The sequence below is a fragment of the Pseudomonas putida genome (assembly GCF_003228315.1).
GTDB lineage: Bacteria > Pseudomonadota > Gammaproteobacteria > Pseudomonadales > Pseudomonadaceae > Aquipseudomonas > Aquipseudomonas putida_S.
This window is the reverse complement of the sequence record NZ_CP029693.1, coordinates 4,962,923-4,985,476: the sequence shown is the minus strand read 5'-3', so window position 1 is coordinate 4,985,476 and position 22,554 is coordinate 4,962,923. Positions and strand designations below refer to the sequence as shown.

The window sequence follows — 22,554 nt, the reverse complement described above, 5'->3', positions numbered from 1 at the left end:
CGAACGGGTTACAGACTGCGGATCAACTGCGCCAATCCATTGCCGATCGACGTCGGCTCCGGAAGGTTGAAGCGCTCGAGCAAACGAGTGTTGTTGGCGCGCGAGTGGCGAATATCGCCCTGGCGTGGCGCCTGATAGTTCACGGTCAAGGGCGTGCCGGTAGCGGTTCCCAATTCGGCGATCAGATCATTGAGGCTGGTGGAACGGCTCAGGCCGATGTTCACGGCACCCGGCTGAGGCGACTCCATCTCCACGGCCTGCAGCAGAATCTTCACCAGATCCTGAACATAGACGAAATCGCGGGTTTGCTGGCCGTCGCCGAAAATCGACACCGGCAGCTTTTTCAGCGCACGTTCGGTGAAGATGCTGATCACGCCGGAGTACGGCGAAGAAGGATCCTGGCGTGGGCCGAAGATATTGAAGAAGCGCAGCACCACCGGCTCCAGGCCGTGCTCGCGGCGATAGAAGTCCAAGTAGTACTCGCTGGCCAGTTTGTCGCTGGCGTAAGGCGTCAGAGGCGATTTCGGGGTGTCTTCGTCGATGGCCGTGCCTTCACCGTTGTTGCCGTAGATGGCAGCACTGGAAGCAAACACCACGCGCTTGATCCCGGCTTTGGCCATGCTTTCGCAAACGTTCAACGTGCCGACAAAATTGGCCTGGTGCGTCGAAACAGGATCATCCACCGACGCCTGAACCGAGGCCACTGCCGCCAAATGTACGACGGCACCGCAATCACGCATGGCCTGATTTACGACGTTGCTGTCGGCGACATCACCGTTGACCAGGTCCAGGTTGGAGTTATCCATCGGCAAATTGCTGACTTTGCCAGTCGACAAATTGTCCAGAACGCGAACTTTGTACCCCTTGGCCAGCAAGGCTTCCACAAGATGCGACCCAATGAAACCTGCACCGCCAGTGACCAGTACGCGCTCAACAAACATGAAATTTCTTCCTGAAGATTCAAGCGGATATCAAAGTAGGTAGTCCGCTAACGGTATGTGATCGGTTCAATCATAGACCAATGTGGAGCAAGTGATATCAAACGGTCACTCCGACGGCTTTATGGCGCAAGGCCACTAAAACGGTGTCGATGATGGGAGATTCGGGGATTACTGTCAATAGGTTGTCGAATTCATCTCGACCCGCTGATCATCGCAACAAAACAGTCATTATTTTGACGATCCAAATCGGATCCAAATGAGTGTAACCAAATGCGAGACGTGGTGGCACCCTGCCCCAAACGATGAATGCCTGATTTCAGTTCTCTTGCTGCACAACAGAAGGCCGAACATCAGCCCACACATGAACTTTTCTTCACCCCACCACCCCGCGCCAGCCTGTACATTTCGCTCGCTCATTCAAGAAACTACGGTTTGCCCGCCCTCCCGCGGGCTTTTTTTTGCCTGTAGATTGCTCGGCATTCTCTCCATTCATGGGCAGGTTGCCCGGAGCTTGCGATGACGATCTTCACCCTGCCTTGCGAGCGACTGACGCTGGCGATCCTGAGCCCCAGTCAAGCCGCGCTGGAAAGCGACTTTTACCAGCGCAATCAGGCGCATCTCGCGCCCTGGTCACCGGTTCGCTCCGACGATTACTACAGCCCTGAAAGAATCCGCTCGCGTCTTTCGCAACAGGCCATGGCGTTTGATGAAGGTTACGCGGTGCATTTCGCGGTGCTGGATCGCGATGACGGGCAGATGATTGGCGCGTGCAACTTCAGCGGCATCGTCCGGGGGGCGTTTCAGGCGTGTTATCTGGGCTACCACATTTGCGAATCCCGTCAGGGCCAGGGCTTGATGCACGAAGCGCTGCAAGCCGGCATCGGTTATGTGTTCGAGACCCTGAACCTGCACCGGATCATGGCCAACTACATTCCGGGTAACGAGCGCAGTGCGCGGTTGCTGGAGCGGCTGGGGTTCGAACAGGAAGGCTATGCCAAGGCTTATCTGAACATTGCCGGGCGCTGGCAGGATCACGTGATGACCGCCCTGGTGAGCCAGGTCTGGGAAGACCCGGACAGGCTCTGGTCGCGACAACTTTCGTGAGTTTCACATCCCGTTCACGATTCATTAAGTTCTCGCTCCGTAAGCTGGGCTTCCCCGGTTCCTCCTCGGTCACCAGAAGCTCATGTCGCGACCCGTCTCTTCACTGTTGCTGATTGTCGCACTGCTGTTTTTCTTCGCCCTGGGCAATCACCAGTTGCAAGGGTCCACCGAAGCCCGGGTTGCCGGGATCGCCATGGAAATGCACCTGGACAACGACTGGGTCACGCCTCGCCTGTTCAACGAACCCTTTCTGGAAAAACCACCCCTGAGCCTGTGGCTCGATGCCGCCGCGATCCGAACCTTTGGCGGCACGCCTTGGGCCGTACGCCTGACCTCGGCGTTTGCCGGTTTGTTCAGCGTGATGTTTTTGTACGCGATGCTGCGCCGCTTCGGTCGGCCGGTGAGCGTGGCTTGGACCGCCGCCCTGATGCTGGCAACCATGGCCAGTTACTGGAGCAACGTACGCGGGGTTGGCGAGGACGCGCTGCTCGCCCTCGGCGTGAGCATGGCGCTGCTGGCGTTTTTTGCCGGAACCCGACGGGCGAGTGTCGGCAATGCTTTGCTGTTTGCCCTGGGGATCACGATCGCGACATTGAGCAAAGGCGTGCTGGGCCTGGCCATGCCGGGGGTGGTGATCTTCGCTTACCTTTTGGCTGAAAGCCTGATGGAGCGACGCCTGAAGTTGGCGCACTGGCTGCGGCCCGGGTTGCTGACGTTGCTCGGTCTGGTGCCGCTGATGATCTGGCTCGCCCTGTTGTACCAGCGCGGCGGGCTCCAGGCAGTGACCGAAGTCCTGCTGACCAACAGCGTCGGGCGTTTCAGCGGTTCTTTCGTCGAGGCCGGGCACTACGAACCTTTCTACTACTACCTGGCCAAGCTGCCGCAAGCCTTTTTGCCCTGGAACATTCTGCTGTATCTGGGACTTTGGCACTTTCGCAAAAGCCTGCTGAGCAACCGCTACTTGCTGTTTTTCACCCTGTGGATGCTGGCGCAGTTCGTGGTGCTGACGCTGGCGTCGAGCAAACGCACGGTGTACCTGATGTCGATGACGCCAGCGGCGGCCGTGATCGCGGCCGAGTACGCCCGGGTTCTGTTTGAGCGTCTCAAGGCCCGGGAAGGTGTTTCGACCTGGCTGGATCGCCTCGTTAAACATCGCCAGCGCCTGGCCTTCGGCGCGCTGGCGCTGGTCATCGGCAGTTACCTGGCGACCGCACAATGGGCGATGCCCCGTGCCGATCGCACCTTGTCGTTCCTGCCGCTGACCGAGCAGATCCAGTCGATGCAGGCCAACGGGCAGCAAGTCGCGCTGTTCCAGGCCAATGAACGGCTGGGCGGCGCCAGCGTGTTCTACACCCACAGCCTGCTCAAGGGGCTCGATACCGAGGCGCAGTTGCATGCGTTTCTCGGTGCATCGCCCGATAACGTCGCCGTTCTGTCTGGCGGGGCAGTGCCGGTCGCGCCGTTGAAGCTGCTCAAGACGATGAAGGTCGGCAGCCAGGCGTATTACTTCGTCGGGCAGTGAGTCGCAGGACACGTCCTACAAGCGCCGCGAAATAGCAGAAAGCTCCCACAAATGTTTCAGGTTGTTGGTCGGAAGCGGGCTGAATAGTCTCTGGCGGTCGCTGAAAAATTCAGTTACCGGGAGTGAGAACCCGAAGAGTAGGCATCCAGTATCAGTACTACCGCAGTGGAGAACATAGATGAATAAGATTAATCCCGATGCCCCTTCCGAAACCGAACGTCCCTACCGCCCCACTACCTTTTTCACCGTCCTGCCCGACATAAAAACCGAAAACCTCCTCGCCCACGCCTGCGAATCACTGGCCTCGGCCAACGTCATGCTCAACGACTTCGCCACCTACCTCAACGGCCCGCAACGCAACACGGCGCTGGCGATTGCACAGATCGTCATGCTCGCGGAACTGGCGGTGAACCGGGCGCTGGATAACCTCGACCCGCAGGGTTAACACGCTGCCCCTGTGGGAGCGAGCTTGCTCGCGATGACTGCCCACCAGTCGATAAAGATGCCGCCTGACCCACCGCTATCGCGAGCAGGCTCGCTCCTACAGTGACCTGAGTCGTACACAAATCCACTGTAGGAGCGAGCCTGCTCGCGAAAGCTATTTCCCAGACAACAAAAAACCCGCCCCCTGACCCAGGAAGCGGGTTTCTCGATACAACAAATGCTTCAGTTCACAGGCTCCGCCTCAGCCATCACCCGCGCTCGCTCATGCTTCTTCAACACCGGCAACTCCAGCCGCGCCCGCCCATAAAACGCCAGCGCCGTCAGCAGACAGGTCAGCCACACGAAGATTCCGGCCCAGAAGGTGTGGGACATGTAGTGCCAGCCTTGAAGCACCCGGGTCGTGCCGTAGATGAAGCCCAGCAGTAGCGAGCCCCACATCACGGCACTGGAGAACCGCCAGCGGTAGCGACGGGCCACGAAGTACAACGCCAGCATGGTGAAGCCACCCGAGGCATGACCACCCGGCCAGCAACGGCCATCACCGGCTTCCTGGAACAACTGGAAATTGCTGTACCACTCGATGTGGGGCATTTTTCCGCCGTACAGCGTGGTCTCGATAGGGCAGTACACGCTGGTGTGGGCCTTGAGGAAGTGGATCACCCCCGTGCACAGCGCAAACGCAACCACCACAAACAGAAAGTCGCGACGGTGAGCCTCGGCAAACTTGAGTACCGGTGCGACCCGGCTGCGCTCCAGAAATCCACCCAGACCAGGACGCTTCTGCGGGTTGACCAGCGGCCACACGAACGACAACACGGCACCGATCAGTGCAATCTCGGCCGTCCAGTTCGGAATGATCCGCGCCCACTTGTGCGTCAGCTTCTCGAAGAAGTGGACGTGGTCCAGCGGGAACGAATGAGTCAACGGATCGAACAGCAGGTTGCTGAACGCGGCATCGATGTTGGTCATGTCAAAAAACAGGAACACCAGCACGGCACACACCAGCGGGATGCCGAAGTTGGTCGCATAAAAACGTGAGGTCATTGAGTGGTCACCGTGCGCCAGTCAGAAGCTTCAATAAAACCGAGCATCTGCGGGGCCGCAGGGCTGGCAGTGGAAATAAACAGCGATGCACCGTAACCCAGATTCGAGCCCGGCAGCTTGAGATCTTTTTCCATTTGCGCCATGCATTCGCTATGGGTCACCAGGATCAGGTTGCGCCCGGGCACCTTGTGCGCCAGGGCATCACGCAACATGGTGCCCTTGCAGTTGATCAACCACTCGTCACCGGTGCCGACCTTGTTGAACATGTAGCCGGCGGTTTGCGCCGTACGCAGCATCGGGCTGTTGTAGATGTCGGCCTTGCTCAGGCCCAGTTTCTGGAATTGCGCGCCGACGGCCACCGCGACTTCCCGCGAACGATCGGTGATCCCGTCGTGACCGATCAGGCAAGGCGCGCTGGAGTGGTCGCAGCGTTCGACGTGGCGCACCAGCACGATCATGTCGCCCTTGGCCCAGCCCGCCTGCAACGCCCGCGCACCGGCGACGTTGCCATGAGCCAGGTCCGGCACTGCGGCCGGGCGCAGTAAAAACACGGTCAGCGGCACCACCAGCAGCGCACAGGCCACGATCACGGCGGTGTTGCGATAACGGGCCAAACGGTTCAGGTCGAGCGTGCGGGTTACGCCAAATAGACTCAGTCTCAGTTCCACAGCTAGCCGCCTCGCCGGCACGTACTCCGAATTCGATGCGGCGAAGGTAGAGACACGGGCGTGGGCAGGCAGTGAAACGTTTGTGAAAAAAAGCTTAAGGCGACACAAAACACGCAAACACCCTGTTACAAAATAACACCTGAAAAATCCTTTCAGCTCTCGTGTTTGCGGCCGATACAGGCCTTCTAAACACCTTGCTGGCACCAAAAACAACAATCTTCCAGCCAACCAACGATCGAGAGCACTACGTTCCTGGAGGAATTTTGATGAATAGCTGGTTCGGCAATATCAGCGTGAACCTCAAACTGGGCCTGGGGTTCGGCCTGGTCCTGGCCCTGACTTGCATCCTCGCCCTGACTGGCTGGACCAGCCTGGGCAGCCTGATCGACCGCAGCAACTGGATGAGCGACATCACCCAGCTCAACGCCGGCCTGACCAAGCTGCGGGTGGTGCGCCTGCAGTACATGCTGGCCAACGGCGATGAAACCCTCGCGCAGAATGTGCAGACCACCCTCGAAGGGTTTTCCGCGCAGCACCAGGCTGTGCTGACGAAATTCAAGAGCCCGGAAAACATCAAGTTGCTCAAGGAGCAAGGCGCGGTCATCGAGGCCTACAAAACCTCGCTGAACAAAATGCGCGGCGCCTATCGCACTGGCAACGCGGCACGGGATGTCATGACGGCCAACGCGGAAACCGCCAACACGCTGATCAACACCTTGAACACCCGGGTGCAACAACTGCCGCCAAGCGATGAGCGTTTCGAACAGTTGCAAGCCATCACCACGGCCAAGGAAGCGTTCCTGCTGGCACGCTACGAAGTGCGCGGCTACACCGCCACCACCAACGCCGAGACCGAACAGAAAGCGGTCACGCAACTGGATGCCGCCATCGCCAGCCTCAAACCGCTCAACGTGCATTTTGCTGACGTGCAGCCAGACGCCCTGTCGAAACTGGAAGCAGCCCTGGGCAATTACCGTGCTGCCCTGCAGGACTACAAAACCGCGAGCAACGTGGTGGTAGAGGCGCGCAAGGAAATGACCGACGAAGGCGCCGCCATCGTCTCCCTGAGCGAGCAGCTGTACCAGATCCAGCTCGACCGCCGCGATGCGGAAAGCGCCAGGGCCCAGACCCTGCAACTGGTCAGCACCCTGCTGGCGTTGCTGGTGGGCATCATTGCCGCCGTGCTCATTACCCGGCAGATCACCCGTCCCTTGCGCGACACCCTGGCCGTGGTCGATCGCATCGCCAGCGGAGATTTGTCCCACAACGTGCAGGTCACCCGTCGCGACGAGCTTGGCGTCTTGCAGCAAGGCATCGCGCGCATGGGCGTGACCCTGCGCGACCTGATCAGCGGCATCCGCGACGGCGTGACCCAGATCGCCAGCGCCGCCGAAGAACTGTCGGCGGTCACCGAGCAGACCAGCGCCGGCGTGAACAACCAAAAAGTCGAGACCGATCAGGTCGCCACCGCCATGCACGAGATGACCGCCACCGTGCAGGAAGTCGCGCGCAACGCCGAAGAGGCCTCGCAAGCGGCTGCGGCCGCCGACGGCGAAGCCCGTGAAGGCGACAAGGTGGTGAACGAAGCCATCGCCCAGATCGAGCGTCTGGCCAGTGAAGTGGTGCGCTCCACCGAAGCCATGAGCGTGCTGCAACAGGAAAGCGACAAGATCGGCAGCGTCATGGACGTGATCAAGGCCGTGGCCGAACAGACCAACCTGCTGGCGCTCAACGCCGCCATCGAAGCGGCCCGTGCCGGTGAAGCCGGTCGCGGTTTTGCGGTGGTGGCCGACGAGGTTCGCGGCCTGGCCCAGCGCACGCAAAAATCCACCGAAGAAATCGAAGGGCTGGTGGCCGGCCTGCAAAACGGCACGCAACAGGTCTCGGCAGTGATGAACAACAGTCGCGCCCTCACCGACAGCAGCGTCGCCCTGACCCGAAAGGCCGGCGAGTCACTGGAAAACATCACCCGCACGGTGTCCAACATCCAGTCGATGAACCAGCAAATCGCCGCTGCCGCCGAGCAACAAAGCGCGGTGGCCGAAGAAATCAGCCGCAGCATCATCAACGTGCGCGATGTGTCGGAACAGACCGCCGCGGCCAGCGATGACACGGCCAAGTCCAGCGTTGAACTGGCGCGGTTGGGCAATCAGTTGCAGATGATGGTCAGCCACTTCCGCGTCTAACGCTCAATCAGCGTTGAATGAAAGAACGCCATCGCGGGCAAGCCCGCCCCCACAGGGTCAGTGACCAACCTGTGGGAGCGGGCTTGCCCGCGATGGCGATCTAAAAGACAACGGAGAAACTCAGGACTCCCACGGATTAATCACTTCCAGTCCGGGAAACTCGAAATCACGAACATTGCGCGTGGCAATCGGGGCTCCATGAGTTCGACACACCGCAGCAATCTGCGCATCCGCCATTGCCACTGCCCGCCCCTTTGCTTCACTCCCCGCCACGAGATTCGCGTACTCGACCGCAGCATGCCCATCGAAGGGCAATATTCTTCCGGCAAAGTCTTCTTCAAACATCGCCATCGCATGTGCTTCAAGTTTTTGCTTGCGTTTGCCCGGCGGGAGACGGGCGATGCCATGGAGGATTTCCGCCACGGTAACGGCACTGATCGCCAACTCCATCGCAGGCTGTGCATCCACCCAGGCAAGGACTTGAGTGTCAGGTTCTACCCGCATGAACTCTGAAAGAACATTGGTATCGAGCACTATCATTCGGTGAAGTCCACCGCAGTGGCTTTTTCCTGCCGAGCAGGCAGGTCAAGTTCAACCCCGCCGCTTGCACTGAACCTGTTGCGGATTCTGCTGCCAAGTCCCCCCGCACGATCAACGGTGGCTAACGCTCTTCCCAGGATCAGGCGGGCTTCTTCTTCCATCGAATGCCCGTTATGAGCGGCCGCTATACGCAGTTGCTCTTTAATCTGATCGTCCAGGTTTCGAATAGTGATGCTGGCCATGATGCCTCCTGCAATCAGTGAAATCATTGATTGCAGGCTAGCACATCATGCTTCAGTTAAAACTACCAAGTTGCCGAACGGCCTCAGACGCTAATCGCATTGGTAAACACCAACCGATTGCCAAACGGATCGCTGATGGTCATGTCCTGGCTGCCCCACGGCATGGCCTGTATGTGCGGGCGGGAGAAGGGGTAATCCTTGGCCAGCAGTTGCTGCTGGAAGGCTTCCAGTTCGTCGGTCTCGATGCGCAGGGCCGAGCCCGGGGTGGCGTCGCCGTGGTGTTCGGAGAGGTGCAGCACGCATTCGCCCCGGGAGACTTGCAGATACAGCGGGAAGTTGGCTTCGAAACGGTGCTGCCAGTCGATCTTGAATCCAAGGAAGTCGACGTAGAATTCAACCGCTTTGGTTTCGTCGAAGATCCGCAGGATCGGGGTGGTTTTGCCGAAGCTCATCAAGTTGCTCCCAGACAGAAATTGCCCGCAGTGTAGCCGGGCTGCATGTCAGCAAATCGGCGTGGTGGCAGCATTCTTTAATCTCAATGTGCCATCACTGTGACGCACCGCCCAGAACAGACTAAAACCCGTCACGCAAATCCCCTTCCCGCGCCAGAAACCGCCCTTCCCGGCGCCCGTTCGCCTGACCCTCGCGATAACTCAGCACCCCGTTGACCCACACACCTTCGATGCCTTCCGCCGCCCGTTGCGGGTCATTGAAGTCCGCCACATCACGAATGGTCGCCGGGTCGAACAACACCAGGTCCGCCCACTGCCCTTCGCGAATCTCGCCCCTGCCCTTCAAGCCGAATCGCGCCGCTGACAGCCCGGTCATCTTGTGCACGGCGGTGTGCAGCGGGAACAGGCCCACGTCGCGGCTGAAATGCCCGAGCACTCGCGGGAAGGCGCCCCACAGGCGCGGATGCGGAAACGGATCTTCCGGCAAACCATCGGAACCGACCATCGACAGCGGGTGCGCGAGGATCCGGCGCACATCGTTTTCATCCATGCCGTAATACACCGCCCCGGCCGGTTGCAGCTGACGGGCCGCGTCGAGCAGCGACAGGTTCCATTCGGCGGCGATGTCCATCAGGTCGCGACCGCCCATTTCCGGGTGCGGCGTGGACCAGGTGATGGTGATGCGGTGGGCATCGGTGACTTGCTTGAGGTCCAGGGTCGAGGAGCTGGCGGCATAGGGATAGCAATCGCAGCCCACCGGGTGGGTTTTCGCGGCCTGCTCAAGCGAGGCCAGCAGTTGCGGACTGCGTCCCCAGTTACCGGCGCCGGCGCATTTGAGGTGGGAGATGATCACCGGGGATTTCGCATGGCGGCCGATCTGATACGCCTCGTCCATGGCCTCCAGCACCGGCTCGAATTCGCTGCGCAAATGGGTGGTGTACACCGCGCCGAACGCCGTGAGTTCTTCGGTCAGTTGCATGACTTCATCAGTGGATGCCGAGTACGCACTGGCGTAGGCAAGACCGGTGGACAAACCCAGCGCACCGGCCTCCAGACTCTCGCGCAGTTGCTCGCGCATCGCCGCAATTTCATCCGGCGTGGCGGTGCGAAACAGGTCATCGAGATGATTGCTGCGCAACGCGGTATGCCCCACCAGCGCCGCCACGTTCAGCGTGGTGTTCGCCGCTTCGACGGCGGCGCGGTAGTCGCTGAACGTTGGATAAACAAACGCCGCCGAGGTGCCGAGCAGGTTCATCGGGTCCGGCGGATCGCCGCGCAGGCTCACCGGCGAGGCACTGATGCCGCAGTTGCCGACGATCACCGTGGTCACGCCCTGGCTGAGCTTGGGCAGCATCTGCGGCTGGCGGATCACCACCGTGTCGTCGTGGGTGTGCACGTCGATGAAACCCGGAGCGAGTACGTGGCCTTGGGCGTCGATTTCCTCGATGGCGCTGGCCTCGCTCAAATCACCGATGCGCTCGATGCGGCCGTTGAGAATCGCCACGTCGGCGGGGTAACCGGGGGTGTTGCTGCCATCGATGATCAAGGCATTGCGGATCAGCGTGTCGTACTGCATGTCAGTCTCCCAGCGGCAGGTGATCGTCGCCGCCGCGGTAATCGTCCAGGGCGAGCTTGATCCGCCGCAGACGCTCTTGATTGTCTTGAGGATTGGCCAGTGCCAGCTCGGTGGCAAGCACATCGATGGCCAGCAGCATGCCGTAGCGCGCCGCCGTGGGTTTGTAGATGAAGGAGGTTTCGGCGCTTTGCAGCGGCAGGACGATGTCGGCCAGTTGTGCCAGCGTCGAGTCGCCACGGGTGATGGCCAGAATCCGCGCACCGTAGCTGCGGGCCAGCTCCACCGTTTCGATCAGCTCCGGGGTGATGCCGGTCAGCGAGCAGACGATCACCACGTGTTCGGCGCTGAGGCTGGAGGCGGTGATGCGCATCATCACCGCGTCGTGGCAGACCGAAATCGGGTAGCCGAGGCGCACCAGCCGCACCTGCAATTCATCGCTGCACAGGGTCGAGCAGCCGCCCATGCCAAAGGCGTGAATCATCCGCGCCTTGCCCAGCAGTTTCACCGCATCGGCAAACCGCGACTCGTCGAAGCCCGACAGATGCTGGCGCAGGGTCGATTCGATATCGCCGACGATCTGCCCGTAGAACGCCGATTGCTCGGGCGTGCCCGCCGGGTCGAGGAAGCGGCTGCCGACGCCGCTGGCCTGGGCCAGTTGCAGGCGCAGGTCACGCAAGTCGCGACAGCCCACGGTGCGGGCGAATCGCGACAGGGTCGCGGTGCTGACTTCCGCCCGCAGCGCCAGTTCGTCGAGGCTGGCGGAAGCGGCGAAGCCGACGTCGTCGAGCATCAGGCGGGCGATGCGTCCTTCACCGGCGCTGAAAGAATCCTGGCGGGCGCGAATCTGGTAAAGGATGTCCATGGCATATGGCTCCGGTTAAATCAGGTAGGAAAGGCCAACGGTCAGGCCGAAGGCAACCAGCGAAATCAGGGTTTCCAACACGGTCCAGGTCTTGAAGGTCTGGGCCACCGTCATGTTGAAGTATTCCTTGATCAACCAGAAGCCGCCGTCGTTGACGTGAGAAAAGATCACCGAGCCGGCACCGGTGGCCAGCACCAGCAATTCCGGATGCGGATAGCCCAGGCCGATGGCCACCGGCGCGACCACGCCCGATGCGGTAGTCATGGCCACGGTGGCGGAACCGGTGGCGATGCGCATCAGCGCGGCGAACAGCCAGCCCATCAACAGCGGCGACAGATGGAATTCGTGGGCCAGGCCGACGATCTGGTCGGTGACGCCGGCGTCCACCAGAATCTTGTTCAGACCGCCGCCGGCACCCACCAGCAGGGTGATGCTGGCGGTCGGTGCCAGGCATTCGTTGGTGAACTTGAGGATCGATTCGCGGTTGAAGCCCTGGGCGATGCCGAGGGTCCAGAAGCTCAACAGGGTTGCCAGCAGCAGCGCAATCACCGAGTTGCCGATGAACAGCAGGAACTGGTTGAGGCTCGTGTCCGGCGTGGAAATCAGGTTGGCCCAGCCGCCGATCAGCATCAGCACCACCGGCAGTAGAATGGTTGCCATGGTGATGCCGAAGCCCGGCAGGCTGTCGCGGGGTTCGCGTTCGAGGAACTGGCGCTCCAGCGGGTTTTCCGCCGGCAACTGAATGCGCGGCACGATGAATTTGGCGTACAGGGGGCCAGCGATGATCGCCGTGGGAATGCCAACCGCAATCGCGTAGAGCAAGGTCTGCCCCACCGACGCCTGATAGACCTGTACCGCCAGCATCGCCGCCGGGTGCGGCGGCACCAGCGCATGCACCACCGAGAGCCCTGCGACCATTGGCAGGCCGACCATCAGGATCGACACACCCACCCGGCGCGCCACGGTGAACGCAATCGGCACCAGCAGCACGAAACCGACCTCGAAGAACAACGGCAAGCCCACCAGAAACGCAATGCAGACCATCGCCCAGTGCGCATTCTTCTCGCCGAACCGGTCGATCAGGGTCCGCGCCACCTGCTCGGCGCCCCCGGACTCGGCCATCATCTTGCCGAGCATCGTGCCCAGCGCCACCACCAGCGCGATGTGCCCCAGCGTCTTGCCAACCCCGGCCTCATAAGCCCCCACCACGCCAGACGGCGGCATCCCCGCGACCAGCGCCAGGCCGAGGGTAATCAGGGTGATGACAATGAACGGATTGAGCCGGTAGCGGGCGATCAGAACGATCAGGGCAATGATGGCAACGGCGGCATACACCAGCAGCCAATGGCCGAAGGACGGGGTCATGCGGTACTCCTCGAGAGGGTCACGTCGAAAGTTTTGTGAAACTCTTAAAACATTTCGAGACGTGAAACTCAAACGAGGTGAAAGTAATTTTCGTACAGAGGTAAGGAGTGTCGTTTTTAGATATGTTTTGTCGTTAACAATGAAAATCGACCCTGCGAATTTTCATCGCCTTTACCCCGATCGTTCCCACACTCTGCGTGGGAATGCCTCAAGGGACGCTCCGCGTTCCAGCTTTCGAAAGGGACGCGGAGCGTCCCTGGCTGCGTTCCCACGCAGAGCGTGGGAACGATCTGTGTGGTCAGTCGTGTGCGACGTGCGCCCGCTTGAGCAACTTCTTGCAGCGCTCGGACAAATGCAGCACCCGCAAATGCTTGCCGGCCTTTGCATAGCGCTCACGCAAGGTCTTGAGGGCGGCGATGGCCGAATAGTCGACGAAGCTCAGGTGACGGCAGTCGATGGTCACCACGGCCGGGTCGTTGGCCGGGTCGAATTGATTGAGAAAAGGCGTGGTCGAGGCGAAAAACAGCGTGCCGTGCATCAGGTACAGCTTGCTGCCGTCAGCCTCCAGATGACTGTCGGCGTACAGCTCGCGGGCCTGCTGCCAGGCGAAATTCAGCGCGGCGATGATGATCCCGCACAGCACGGCCGTGGCCAGGTCGGTGAACACGGTGATCACCGTCACCGCAATGATAACCAGCACATCGTTGAGCGGCACCTTGTTGACCACCCGCAAAGAGGCCCAGGCGAAGGTCTGCTGCGACACCACGAACATCACCCCCACCAGCGCCGCCAGCGGAATGCGCTCGATCAGCGGCGACAGGAACAGGATGAACAACACAATCGCCACCCCGGCCACCACCCCGGACAGGCGACCGCGCCCACCGGAACTGAGGTTGATCATGGTCTGGCCGATCATCGCGCAGCCGCCCATGCCACCGAACGCGCCGGACACCACGTTCGCCGCGCCCAGCGCCACGCACTCACGATCCGGGTAGCCGCGGCTCTCGGTGATTTCGTCGGTGAGGTTCAGGGTCAGCAGGGTTTCCAGCAGGCCCACCAGCGCCATGAGGATCGCGTAGGGGGCGATGATGCGCAGGGTGTCGAGGTTCCAGGGAATGTCCGGCAGGGCGAAGGTCGGCAAGCCACCGGCGATGTGCGCCATGTCGCCCAGGGTGCGGGTCGGCAGGCCAAGCAGGTACACCGCCAGGCCCACGCCGAGAATCGCCGCCAATGCCGGCGGCACCGCAAGGGTCAAACGTGGCAGCACATAGACAATCGCCATGGTCGCGACCACCAGCCCGATCATGATGTACAGCGGCGTACCGCTCAGCCACGCGTCGCCGTTCTTGAAGTGTTCCAACTGGGCCAGGGCAATGACGATCGCCAGGCCGTTGACGAAACCCAGCATCACCGGGTGCGGCACCATGCGTACCAACTTGCCGAGCTTGAGCAGACCGAACGCCATCATGATCAACCCGCCCAGCAGCACCGTGGCCAGCAAGTACTGCACACCGTGCTGTACCACCAGCGCGACGATCACCACCGCCATGGAGCCGGCGGCACCGGACACCATGCCCGGCCGGCCACCGAACAACGCGGTCAGGGTGCAGATGATGAATGCACCGTACAGCCCCATCAGCGGATTGAGGTGGGCCACCAGCGCGAAGGCGATGCATTCGGGCAGCAGGGCAAAAGACGTGGTGAGGCCGGCCAGGATGTCGGCGCGCAGGTGTTTTGGTTTCATGGAGGACCGCAGGGAGTCGCGAAGAAGAATGTGCGGATGTTACGGAATCGAGGGCAGCCCGGCCAGTTGTTGCGACGCTGAAGACGCCATCGCGGGCAAGCCTTGCTCCCACAGGTTCTGTAGGAGCAAGGCTTGCCCGCGATGAACGATGACGCGGTCTACAGCGAACTCACACCATCTCGCTGCGAATCCACTCCACCACCGAAGCCCGCTTCGGCACCCACCCCAACAACTCCCGCGCCTGCTTGCCACGCACCCGGCTGTTGGAGCCCAAACCATAGTTGGCCATCTCATACCCCCACTCGGCCTCGGCGGCCTTGAGCGGCCAGTCTTGCGGCTCGCCCAAGTTCAGCGCCTGAGCCATCGCGGTGGTCATGTCGATGAACGACGCCTCACCGCTTTCGACGAAGTAGAACGTGCCCGGTACGTTTTTGGTCAGCGCCAGCAGGTACAGCGACACCACGTCTTCGATGTGCACGTTCGACCAGATGTTCTGGCCGGGGCCGACGTGGCGCACCACGCCGCTCTTGCGCGCCTGTTTCAGCAAGCGTGGCAACTGCACGCTGTCGCGATTGACGCCCAGGCTGTGGCCGTATATCAGGGTGTTACAGATGACCGCCGAGTTCACCCCGTCTTTCGCCGCCGCGAGGATCAGGTTGTCGATGGCCACGCGGGCGGCCTTGTCGACGGTGGGCTCCGGCAGGTTGTCCTCGAAGTAGATGATGTCGCTGGATTTGCCGCCCGACGCATCGCCGACGATGCTCGAACCGCTGGTGTGCAGGAACACCTTGTTGGAACCGCGCAAGGCACCGAGCAAGGCTTCGACGGCACCGCGATGGTCGCTGCTGGCGGCGTTGATCACGGCGTCGGCGGCACGGGCCTGTTCGGCCAGCAACGCGCTGTCGTCCAGCGTGCCAATCACCGGCGTGATGCCCAGCGTCTTCATTTCATTAGCCTGTTCGGCATTGCGCACCAGGCCTGTGACGCTGTGACCGGCCTGGATCAAACCCGTGGCGATGGAACCGCCAATAAAGCCGGCAGCGCCGGTGACGAATACGTTCATGGAGAAACTCCCTGCGTGGATAAGTGATGCAACGAGTATCCGGCAGCGGTGCGCGACGAAAAATCCCCGCTGGCCCAAATCACTCTTGCGCAGGGATCACGAATCCGCCTTGAAGTCCTCACCCGCATAAAGCGCCAACTTGCCCTGGATGAAATCGAGGAAACATTGAATTCGCAGGGCCAGTTGCGAGTTGCGGTAGTACACCGCGTTGATCGGCTGGCGATAGCCGCTGTTGAACTCGGCCAGCAGGACTTTCAAGCGCCCCGCACGAATGTCTTCGATGGTCATGTAGTGCGACAGGCTGGCGATGCCCTGGCCTTCCAGCGCCAGATGACGGATGGTCTCGCCGCTGGAGGCGCTGAGCGAGGCCTCGATCGGCCAGCGATCACCGTGCACGTAGCGCAATGGCCACTGGTTCAGGCCCTCGTTCTGGGTGAAGCCCAGCAGCGTGTGATTGGCCAGGTCGGCCACCGCCGTCGGCGTGCCGTGCTTTTCCAGATAGGCGGGGCTGGCGACGATGTGGATCGGGCTGCAACCCAGTGAGCGAGCGTGCAGGGTCGAGTCGGCCAGGGTGCCGATGCGGATGGCGATGTCGGTGCTTTGTTCGAGCAAGTCGATGATCAGGTCGTTGCTGTTGAGTTCGAGCTGGATATCCGGGTAGAGCCGGCGGAACTCATCGATGTAGGGCACGATGGCGTGCAGCATGAAGGGTGACGCGGCGTTGATGCGAAGGCGCCCTGAGGGCGTTTGCTGACGCGAGGTCAGGCGCTCTTCGAGTTCGTCCATCTGATCGAGAATCAGCTTGGCGTGCTCGAAGAAATACTTGCCCTCCTCGGTCAGATCCATGCGCCGCGTGGTGCGGTTGATCAGGGTCGTGTCGAGCTTGGCTTCCAGGCGCGACAAGGTGCGGCTGACCGCCGACGGTGTTTGCCCGACCTGCTCGGCGGCGGCGGAGATCGAACCGCACTCGATCACGCAGACGAATATCTGCAACTCATCGGATCTGGCTTTCACGGAGGTCCCTTCTCAATAGCTGAACCTGTGGGAGCAAGGCTTGCCCGCGATGGCGCCCTCAAGAACGCCATCGCGGGCAAGCCTTGCTCCTACAGGTCCTCGGTCTTGCTTTCGATAGTAGCCGAGCGTCAAGCCTTGAGGCCAAACACCTCGGTCAGATGCTGCTCATATTGCGCCACATGCCCTGCAATGTCCGGGCGCTTCATCACGTCCACGGCCAGGAAAGTCGGCAGGCCGGTCATGCCGAGGAACTCGTTGGCCTTGTGGAAGGGGAAATACACCGCGTCCACGCCCTTGCCTTCGAAGAAATCGGTCGGGTCGTCGAAGGCTTGCTGCGGGGCGTTCCAGGTCAGCGACAGCATGTACTGCTTGCCCTGGATCAGGCCGCCGCTGCCGTATTTCTGCGAGGAATCGGAACGGGTGCGGCCGTCGCTGGCGTAGAGGCTGCCGTGGCCTTCGGTGAACACTTCGTCGATGTATTTCTTGACGGTCCAGGGTGCGCCCATCCACCAGCCGGGCATCTGGTAAATGATCACGTCAGCCCAGAGGAATTTGGCCACTTCTTCGGCGATGTCGTAGCCGCCGTCGATGAAAGTGGTTTTCACGTCCAGGCCACCACGGTCCAGCACGCTCAGTGCAGCTTCGTGCAAGGTGGCGTTGTAGCGACCGTCGGAGTGGGCGAATTGTTTGCCGCCGTTGAGCAACAGGACTTTTTTCATGGAGCACTCGAAAGGGTGGGAAAGGAAGGGTTGGAAAATTTGAGGACGGCACCTTACCCATGAGCCTCGCGCGGAAAAAGCACGGCTTTCGCAAAATTCATTTGACCAAAACGCACGAATCAACAACCGATTGTTGCCATAGACTGGCGCCGATTCTGACTTGAGGAGTGATGTTCGTGAGTGAAATGCAAGGCTTCATCCTGCACGCCAAGACCCGCCCGGAAAAATCCGACGCCTTCGAAGCGTTCTTCAGCGGTTACGTAGAGGCCAGTCGCGCCGAACCCGGCTGCATCGAATACCACATGCTGCGCGACAAGCAGGACCCGACCCTGTTCATCTTCTACGAAATCTGGCAGTCCCAGGCGCACCTCGACGTGCATTCGAACCTGCCGCACATGAAGGAATTTCTCGCTCAGCGCGATGAGTACCTGGAGCGGGATTTCGAGATCCGTGCGATCGAGATGATCAGCGCGCCCTCCGCTAGCCGCTGATCAATAAGTGGCCGCCGAGCAATCCAAGGCCAATGAAGAACACGCGCTTGAACAACACCGCGCTGATCCCCTGGCGCAGCCACTGCCCCAGCCACATGCCGAGCACCGCCGGGATCAGCGCCAGCAGCGAGGCGCTCAGCTCGCCACCGCCGAGGGCGCCGCGCCATAACAGCCCGGCGGCCAGGGCCAGGGTCGAGACGGTGAACGACAGCCCCAGCGCCTGCACCAGTTCGTCCTTGCTCAAGCCCAATGCTTGCAGATACGGCACCGCCGGTATCACGAACACGCCCGTGGCGGAGGTGATGACGCCAGTGATCAGGCCGCACAACGGGCCGAGCCAACCTTCGCTGCGTTCGCCAACACGCTGGGTCGGCAGGAACAGACCACTCAAGGCGTAGAGCAACAACGCCGCGCCCAGCCCACGCACCACCCAATGTCCACCGACCATGCCAATCCACAACGTGCCCGCGCCGGTGCCGATGAAGATCGCCAGCAGCATCGGCCACAGCCGCTTGATCAGCCCTTGCAGATGGCCGCCGAATGCCAGTTGCCAGACATTCGTCAGTGTGGCCGGGATGATCAGCAATGCGGCAGCCTGCGATGGCGCCATAGCCAGACCGAGCAGCCCCATGGAAATGGTTGGCAGGCCGAGGCCGATCACGCCCTTGATGGTGCCGGCCAGGAGGAAGGTGGCGAGAACCAGTAAAGACAGGGCCAGACCGAGGTTTTGGTAGAACGTGGCGAGAGTATTCATGGGGTAATCCTGAGGCAGGATTGGGCCGTTGGAAATCTGCCATATACTGAGGGTGCCTCTTTTCCAGCAAGAGGCTGAATTATGGATCGTGGCTACTGACGCCATCGCGAGCAGGCTCGCTCCTACAGTGGTTTTGTGTCGGTCATAAATCCCCTGTAGGAGCGAGCCTGCTCGCGATGGCGTCCGCCCTGACAACACACCTATCTGGATTGCCTCCATGCACTTCGACCTCACCGACCTGCGCCTCTACCTGCACATCCTCGACACCGGCAACATCACCGCCGGCGCCGCCCGCAGTCACCTGTCCCTGGCAGCGGCGAGTGCACGGATCCGGGCGATGGAGTCTTCACTGGGCATCGATTTTCTGGAACGCGGTCGTCGCGGAGTCACGCCGACGCCGGCGGGAAAGGCCCTGGCGCAACACGCCCGGCTTTTGCTGCAACAGGCCGAGCGCATGCAGCAGGATCTGGCCGAGTACGCCAAAGGTGTCAAAGGTCAGGTACGTCTGCTGTGCAATACGACGGCGATCACCGAGCACCTTCCGGAAGTGCTGGCGGACTTCCTTTGCCAGCATCCCAACCTCGACATCGACCTGCAGGAAATGCCGAGCCTGCGCATCGTCCACGCCTTGCGCCAGGGTGCGGCGGACCTTGGCATCGTCTCGGACGCCGTGGACACCCACGCGCTGGAGACCCTGCCCTTTCGCGATGATCCGCTGGTGCTGATCATGCCCTCCGAACACCCATTGGCCCACGCCGCCACGCCGCGTTTCAGCGAGACGCTGCGCTACGACTACGTCGGCCTGGCCGCCGACAGCGCCCTGTCGGTGTACCTCGAAGAACAGGCGCTGCACGCCGGGGCCCGCCTGCAAATCCGCATCCGTGCGGAAGGTTTCGACGGCGTGATGCGCATGGTCGCTCGAGGCGCCGGACTTGCCATCGTGCCGTTGGCGGCGATCCAGCGACGGCCCGTGGATCAATCCTTGAAAAGCTTCATCCTCGAAGAAGCCTGGGCCCAGCGAAAGCTGCTGCTGTGCGCCCGCTCATTCACCGACCTGCCCGGCTATGCCCGAACCTTGCTCGGCACGTTGCGCGCCGAGTGAGGCCGGTTCGGCTTTGCGGAAAAACACCCAGTAGACCACCGTCAGCAACAGCAGGAACGGCACCCCGAACACCAGGGTCATCTTGAAGGCCTCGGTGAAGTAGGTGGTGATCATTACCGCGCCCATCAGCAGCAAACCCAGCCCGGTTGTGTACGGGAACAGGCGCATGCGGAACGACAGCTGGCGCTCGCCGTGACGCTGGTGGTAACGCCGGAAGCAGTAGTGCGTCAGGAAGATCATGAACCAGGTGAAGATGGCGCCGAACATGGAAATCGCCATCATCAGGGTGAACGAACTTTCCGGATAGAGGATGTTGAGCAAGGTCGCCAATGTGATGCCCGAGCTGGACAGCAACAGCGCGTTCAGGGGAATGCCCGACTTGCTCAACTTGCCCATGGCCTTCGGCGCGTAGCCGCCACGGGACAGGCTGAACATCATGCGCGTGGTGATGTACAACTGGCTGTTCATCGCCGACAGCGCCGCGATCAGGATCACGAAGTTCATCACGCCGGTCGCGCCGGGAATGCCGATGGCCTGCATGACCGTGACGAACGGGCTCTGGGCCTGGCCGGCCTGGACCCACGGCACGATCGCCAGCATCAGCGCCAGGGTCAGCAGGTAGAACACCACCAGCCGCACCATGGTCGCGCGAAAGGCCTGCTTCACCGCCCGCTCCGGGTCCTTCGCCTCACCGGCGGCCACCGCGATCATCTCCACACTCAAGTAGCTGAAGATCGACACGATCACCGCCACCCACATGCCTTGCAGGCCATGAGGGAAAAAGCCGCCGTGGGCGGTGTAGTTGTGCACGCCGTATTCCGGGTTGCCGGAGCCGAACACCACATACACCGCGAGGATGATGAAGCCGACGATCGCGCCGATCTTGATGGTCGAGAACCAGTATTCGAAGGTGCCGAAGGTCTTCACGCTGATGGCGTTCAACACGATCAGCACACTGGAGAACGACACGATCCACACCCACTCCGGCACGTTGGCGAACCAGTACTTCATGTACATCGCCACCGCCGTCACTTCGGTGCCGACCGCCAGCACGATGGCCGCCCAGTAGGCATAACGCACCAGAAACCCGGCCAGCGGGCTGATGTAAAACTCGGCATAGGCGCCGAACGACCCCGAGGTCGAATGGGCCACGGTCATTTCCGCCAGGCAGCCCATCAGCAGCAAGGTGATGATCGCGCCGATGGCGTAGCTGAGCAGCACGCTCGGCCCGGCATAGCCGATGGCGTAGGCACTGCCCATGAACAACCCGGTGCCGATCGCACCGCCGATGGCGATCATGCTCATCTGCCCCGACGTCAGCTGACGCCGCAGGCCGTGCTCACGGTTGGATATCGTTTCAAAACCGGCGTTGTCGGTCATTTATTCAGGCCTCTGGATTTTATTGTTCTTGAACAGAGCGGTATCAGGTGACGCTGTGGCGAACCTGGAATTGTGCTTGCGCCCAGGTTTTCTCATCGAGGATTTCACCCAGGATCTGCACGGCATCCCAGACCTCGGTGAAGGTGGTGTACAGCGGCGTGAAACCGAAGCGCATGATCCGCGGCTCGCGGTAATCACCGATCACGCCACGGGCGATCAGGGCCTGGATCACCGCATAACCTTCAGGGTGTTCGAAGCTGACATGACTGCCGCGCTTGGCGTGTTCACGCGGCGTGACCAGGGTCAGTTCATGGCCGGCACAACGTTGCTCGACCAGCTCGATGAACAGGTCCGTCAGTGCCAGGGATTTGCGGCGCAGGCTGGCCATGTTGGTCTGGGCGAACACGTCCAGGCCGCACTCGACCATCGCCAGCGAGGTAATCGGCTGGGTGCCGCACAGGTAACGGGCAATGCCGTTGCTCGGTTCGTAATGCGACTCCATGGCAAACTGCCGCGAATGGCCGAACCAGCCGGACAACGGCTGCGACACCAGATCGCACAGCGTCGGCGATACCCAGACGAACGCCTGGGAACCCGGGCCGCCATTGAGATACTTGTAGGTGCAACCGATGGCGTAGTCGGCACCGGCCTGATGCAGGTCCACCGGCACCGCACCGGCGGAATGCGCCAGATCCCAGATGGTCAGTGCGCCGCACTCGTGGGCGAGTGTGGTCAGGCCCTGCATGTCGTGCATGTAGCCGGTCTTGTAGTTCACGTGGGTGAGCATGACCACTGCCGTGTCCTGGTCGATCGCTTGCGGCAGCTCTTCGGGGCTGTCGACCAGACGCAGGCTGTAACCCTGCTGAAGCATCTGCGTCAGGCCTTCGGCGATGTACAGGTCGGTGGGGAAGTTGCTGGATTCGGTGACGATCACCCGCCGCTGCGGCGAGCGTTCAGACTGCACGCGCAAGGCAGCGCTGAGCACCTTGAACAGGTTGATCGAGGTGGTGTCGGTCACCACGACTTCACCGTCGCGGGCGCCGATCAGGCTGGCAAGGCGGTTGCCCAGACGCTCGCTGAGGTCGCGCCAACCCGCCGTGTTCCAGCTGCGAATCAGGCCGTTGCCCCATTCTTCGGCGATCACCGCCTGGGCCCGGGCCAACGACGCGACTGGCCGGGCACCCAAGGAGTTGCCGTCGAGGTAGATCACGCCTTCAGGCAGTGCGAATTGTTGACGCAGAGGCGCCAGGGCGTCCTGCGCATCAAGCGCCAGGCAATCGTTTCTTGTAGTCATTGAGCGTCCTGTTTTGTAAGTGACATGCCGTCCGGGCACAGTCGAAA

The 22,554-nt window shown here is 61.3% G+C and carries 22 protein-coding genes and 1 pseudogene; 7 read left to right on the top strand and 16 right to left on the bottom strand.

Features of this window, described 5'->3' with window-relative positions:
- Positions 1 to 8: 8 nt before the first annotated feature.
- The gene (locus DKY63_RS23305) at positions 9 to 941 is read right to left on the bottom strand and encodes an SDR family NAD(P)-dependent oxidoreductase (protein WP_110966252.1); all 933 of its coding nucleotides are present in this window, start codon (positions 939 to 941) and stop codon (positions 9 to 11) included.
- 516 nt (positions 942 to 1,457) lie between these two features.
- Here DKY63_RS23305 and rimJ point away from each other — a divergent pair.
- From rimJ to DKY63_RS23290, 3 genes are all read left to right on the top strand, one after another.
- Positions 1,458 to 2,045, top strand: coding sequence for a ribosomal protein S5-alanine N-acetyltransferase (gene rimJ, locus DKY63_RS23300; RefSeq protein ID WP_110966251.1), 588 nt, complete (start codon positions 1,458 to 1,460; stop codon positions 2,043 to 2,045).
- Between the two features lie 82 nt (positions 2,046 to 2,127).
- On the top strand, positions 2,128 to 3,567 hold the full coding sequence (locus tag DKY63_RS23295; RefSeq protein WP_110966250.1) for an ArnT family glycosyltransferase: 1,440 nt from the start codon (positions 2,128 to 2,130) through the stop codon (positions 3,565 to 3,567).
- A gap of 178 nt (positions 3,568 to 3,745) precedes the next feature.
- Positions 3,746 to 4,012 (top strand): DUF6124 family protein, encoded by a 267-nt coding sequence (locus DKY63_RS23290; protein WP_110966249.1) that lies wholly within the window; start codon positions 3,746 to 3,748, stop codon positions 4,010 to 4,012.
- A 221-nt stretch (positions 4,013 to 4,233) separates the two neighbouring features.
- Here DKY63_RS23290 and DKY63_RS23280 read toward each other — a convergent pair whose 3' ends face one another.
- Together DKY63_RS23280 and DKY63_RS23275 are read right to left on the bottom strand one after the other, a co-directional pair.
- Positions 4,234 to 5,055, bottom strand: a complete 822-nt coding sequence (locus DKY63_RS23280; RefSeq protein WP_110966248.1) for a phosphatase PAP2 family protein — start codon at positions 5,053 to 5,055, stop codon at positions 4,234 to 4,236.
- Positions 5,052 to 5,723 (bottom strand): histidine phosphatase family protein, encoded by a 672-nt coding sequence (locus tag DKY63_RS23275; RefSeq protein WP_110966247.1) that lies wholly within the window; start codon positions 5,721 to 5,723, stop codon positions 5,052 to 5,054. The genes DKY63_RS23280 and DKY63_RS23275 overlap by 4 nt, the downstream gene beginning before the upstream one ends.
- A 266-nt stretch (positions 5,724 to 5,989) precedes the next feature.
- Here DKY63_RS23275 and DKY63_RS33180 point away from each other — a divergent pair.
- Positions 5,990 to 7,003 (top strand): annotated as a pseudogene (locus DKY63_RS33180) (methyl-accepting chemotaxis protein); the annotation flags it as partial.
- Positions 7,004 to 7,045: 42 nt separating this feature from the next.
- Positions 7,046 to 7,909 (top strand): methyl-accepting chemotaxis protein, encoded by an 864-nt coding sequence (locus DKY63_RS33175; protein ID WP_430523168.1) that lies wholly within the window; start codon positions 7,046 to 7,048, stop codon positions 7,907 to 7,909.
- A 120-nt stretch (positions 7,910 to 8,029) separates the two neighbouring features.
- On the opposite strand, the gene DKY63_RS23265 is transcribed toward DKY63_RS33175, so the two are convergent.
- The 10 genes from DKY63_RS23265 to DKY63_RS23215 form a co-directional block, all read right to left on the bottom strand.
- Positions 8,030 to 8,449, bottom strand: a complete 420-nt coding sequence (locus DKY63_RS23265; protein ID WP_110966245.1) for a type II toxin-antitoxin system VapC family toxin — start codon at positions 8,447 to 8,449, stop codon at positions 8,030 to 8,032.
- Positions 8,446 to 8,691, bottom strand: coding sequence for a FitA-like ribbon-helix-helix domain-containing protein (locus DKY63_RS23260; protein WP_110966244.1), 246 nt, complete (start codon positions 8,689 to 8,691; stop codon positions 8,446 to 8,448). The genes DKY63_RS23265 and DKY63_RS23260 overlap by 4 nt, the downstream gene beginning before the upstream one ends.
- An 83-nt stretch (positions 8,692 to 8,774) precedes the next feature.
- Positions 8,775 to 9,143 (bottom strand): glyoxalase superfamily protein, encoded by a 369-nt coding sequence (locus DKY63_RS23255; protein ID WP_110966243.1) that lies wholly within the window; start codon positions 9,141 to 9,143, stop codon positions 8,775 to 8,777.
- A gap of 121 nt (positions 9,144 to 9,264) precedes the next feature.
- Complete coding sequence (locus tag DKY63_RS23250) at positions 9,265 to 10,719, bottom strand: N-acyl-D-amino-acid deacylase family protein (RefSeq protein WP_110966242.1); 1,455 nt, start codon at positions 10,717 to 10,719, stop codon at positions 9,265 to 9,267.
- Between the two features lies 1 nt (position 10,720).
- On the bottom strand, positions 10,721 to 11,581 hold the full coding sequence (locus DKY63_RS23245; protein WP_110966241.1) for a MurR/RpiR family transcriptional regulator: 861 nt from the start codon (positions 11,579 to 11,581) through the stop codon (positions 10,721 to 10,723).
- A gap of 15 nt (positions 11,582 to 11,596) precedes the next feature.
- Positions 11,597 to 12,946, bottom strand: coding sequence for a GntP family permease (locus DKY63_RS23240; RefSeq protein WP_110966240.1), 1,350 nt, complete (start codon positions 12,944 to 12,946; stop codon positions 11,597 to 11,599).
- A 298-nt stretch (positions 12,947 to 13,244) separates the two neighbouring features.
- Positions 13,245 to 14,690, bottom strand: coding sequence for a SulP family inorganic anion transporter (locus tag DKY63_RS23230; RefSeq protein ID WP_110966238.1), 1,446 nt, complete (start codon positions 14,688 to 14,690; stop codon positions 13,245 to 13,247).
- Between the two features lie 169 nt (positions 14,691 to 14,859).
- The gene (locus tag DKY63_RS23225; protein ID WP_110966237.1) at positions 14,860 to 15,753 is read right to left on the bottom strand and encodes an NAD-dependent epimerase/dehydratase family protein; all 894 of its coding nucleotides are present in this window, start codon (positions 15,751 to 15,753) and stop codon (positions 14,860 to 14,862) included.
- 96 nt (positions 15,754 to 15,849) lie between these two features.
- A complete protein-coding gene (locus tag DKY63_RS23220) occupies positions 15,850 to 16,767 on the bottom strand; it encodes a LysR family transcriptional regulator (RefSeq protein WP_110966236.1) in 918 nt (305 codons plus the stop codon).
- 128 nt (positions 16,768 to 16,895) lie between these two features.
- Entirely contained in the window at positions 16,896 to 17,486 is a 591-nt protein-coding gene (locus DKY63_RS23215) for an NAD(P)H-dependent oxidoreductase (RefSeq protein WP_110966235.1), read from the bottom strand.
- A 176-nt stretch (positions 17,487 to 17,662) separates the two neighbouring features.
- Here DKY63_RS23215 and DKY63_RS23210 point away from each other — a divergent pair, with 176 nt between their 5' ends.
- A complete protein-coding gene (locus tag DKY63_RS23210) occupies positions 17,663 to 17,977 on the top strand; it encodes a putative quinol monooxygenase (RefSeq protein WP_110967966.1) in 315 nt (104 codons plus the stop codon).
- Here DKY63_RS23210 and DKY63_RS23205 read toward each other — a convergent pair.
- The gene (locus DKY63_RS23205) at positions 17,967 to 18,731 is read right to left on the bottom strand and encodes a sulfite exporter TauE/SafE family protein (protein ID WP_110966234.1); all 765 of its coding nucleotides are present in this window, start codon (positions 18,729 to 18,731) and stop codon (positions 17,967 to 17,969) included. The genes DKY63_RS23210 and DKY63_RS23205 overlap by 11 nt on opposite strands.
- A 217-nt stretch (positions 18,732 to 18,948) precedes the next feature.
- Here DKY63_RS23205 and DKY63_RS23200 point away from each other — a divergent pair, with 217 nt between their 5' ends.
- On the top strand, positions 18,949 to 19,833 hold the full coding sequence (locus DKY63_RS23200; protein ID WP_110966233.1) for a LysR substrate-binding domain-containing protein: 885 nt from the start codon (positions 18,949 to 18,951) through the stop codon (positions 19,831 to 19,833).
- Here the strand turns inward: DKY63_RS23200 and DKY63_RS23195 are convergent.
- Both DKY63_RS23195 and kynU read right to left on the bottom strand, forming a co-directional pair.
- Positions 19,774 to 21,213 (bottom strand): amino acid permease, encoded by a 1,440-nt coding sequence (locus tag DKY63_RS23195; RefSeq protein ID WP_110966232.1) that lies wholly within the window; start codon positions 21,211 to 21,213, stop codon positions 19,774 to 19,776. The genes DKY63_RS23200 and DKY63_RS23195 overlap by 60 nt on opposite strands.
- A gap of 43 nt (positions 21,214 to 21,256) precedes the next feature.
- On the bottom strand, positions 21,257 to 22,507 hold the full coding sequence (gene kynU / locus DKY63_RS23190) for a kynureninase (RefSeq protein ID WP_110966231.1): 1,251 nt from the start codon (positions 22,505 to 22,507) through the stop codon (positions 21,257 to 21,259).
- Between the last annotated feature and the right edge of the window lie 47 nt (positions 22,508 to 22,554).

What these genes read in the sequence shown, in the direction of transcription:
- DKY63_RS23305 (WP_110966252.1), bottom strand. Translation starts at nt 941, where the DNA reads ATGTTTGTTGAGCGCGTACTGGTCACTGGCGGTGCAGGTTTCATTGGG.
- rimJ (WP_110966251.1), top strand. Translation starts at nt 1,458, where the DNA reads ATGACGATCTTCACCCTGCCTTGCGAGCGACTGACGCTGGCGATCCTG.
- DKY63_RS23295 (WP_110966250.1), top strand. Translation starts at nt 2,128, where the DNA reads ATGTCGCGACCCGTCTCTTCACTGTTGCTGATTGTCGCACTGCTGTTT.
- DKY63_RS23290 (WP_110966249.1), top strand. Translation starts at nt 3,746, where the DNA reads ATGAATAAGATTAATCCCGATGCCCCTTCCGAAACCGAACGTCCCTAC.
- DKY63_RS23280 (WP_110966248.1), bottom strand. Translation starts at nt 5,055, where the DNA reads ATGACCTCACGTTTTTATGCGACCAACTTCGGCATCCCGCTGGTGTGT.
- DKY63_RS33175 (WP_430523168.1), top strand. Translation starts at nt 7,046, where the DNA reads ATGGGCGTGACCCTGCGCGACCTGATCAGCGGCATCCGCGACGGCGTG.
- DKY63_RS23265 (WP_110966245.1), bottom strand. Translation starts at nt 8,449, where the DNA reads ATGATAGTGCTCGATACCAATGTTCTTTCAGAGTTCATGCGGGTAGAA.
- DKY63_RS23260 (WP_110966244.1), bottom strand. Translation starts at nt 8,691, where the DNA reads ATGGCCAGCATCACTATTCGAAACCTGGACGATCAGATTAAAGAGCAA.
- DKY63_RS23255 (WP_110966243.1), bottom strand. Translation starts at nt 9,143, where the DNA reads ATGAGCTTCGGCAAAACCACCCCGATCCTGCGGATCTTCGACGAAACC.
- DKY63_RS23250 (WP_110966242.1), bottom strand. Translation starts at nt 10,719, where the DNA reads ATGCAGTACGACACGCTGATCCGCAATGCCTTGATCATCGATGGCAGC.
- DKY63_RS23245 (WP_110966241.1), bottom strand. Translation starts at nt 11,581, where the DNA reads ATGGACATCCTTTACCAGATTCGCGCCCGCCAGGATTCTTTCAGCGCC.
- DKY63_RS23240 (WP_110966240.1), bottom strand. Translation starts at nt 12,946, where the DNA reads ATGACCCCGTCCTTCGGCCATTGGCTGCTGGTGTATGCCGCCGTTGCC.
- DKY63_RS23230 (WP_110966238.1), bottom strand. Translation starts at nt 14,690, where the DNA reads ATGAAACCAAAACACCTGCGCGCCGACATCCTGGCCGGCCTCACCACG.
- DKY63_RS23225 (WP_110966237.1), bottom strand. Translation starts at nt 15,753, where the DNA reads ATGAACGTATTCGTCACCGGCGCTGCCGGCTTTATTGGCGGTTCCATC.
- DKY63_RS23215 (WP_110966235.1), bottom strand. Translation starts at nt 17,486, where the DNA reads ATGAAAAAAGTCCTGTTGCTCAACGGCGGCAAACAATTCGCCCACTCC.
- DKY63_RS23205 (WP_110966234.1), bottom strand. Translation starts at nt 18,731, where the DNA reads ATGAATACTCTCGCCACGTTCTACCAAAACCTCGGTCTGGCCCTGTCT.
- DKY63_RS23200 (WP_110966233.1), top strand. Translation starts at nt 18,949, where the DNA reads ATGCACTTCGACCTCACCGACCTGCGCCTCTACCTGCACATCCTCGAC.
- DKY63_RS23195 (WP_110966232.1), bottom strand. Translation starts at nt 21,213, where the DNA reads ATGACCGACAACGCCGGTTTTGAAACGATATCCAACCGTGAGCACGGC.
- kynU (WP_110966231.1), bottom strand. Translation starts at nt 22,507, where the DNA reads ATGACTACAAGAAACGATTGCCTGGCGCTTGATGCGCAGGACGCCCTG.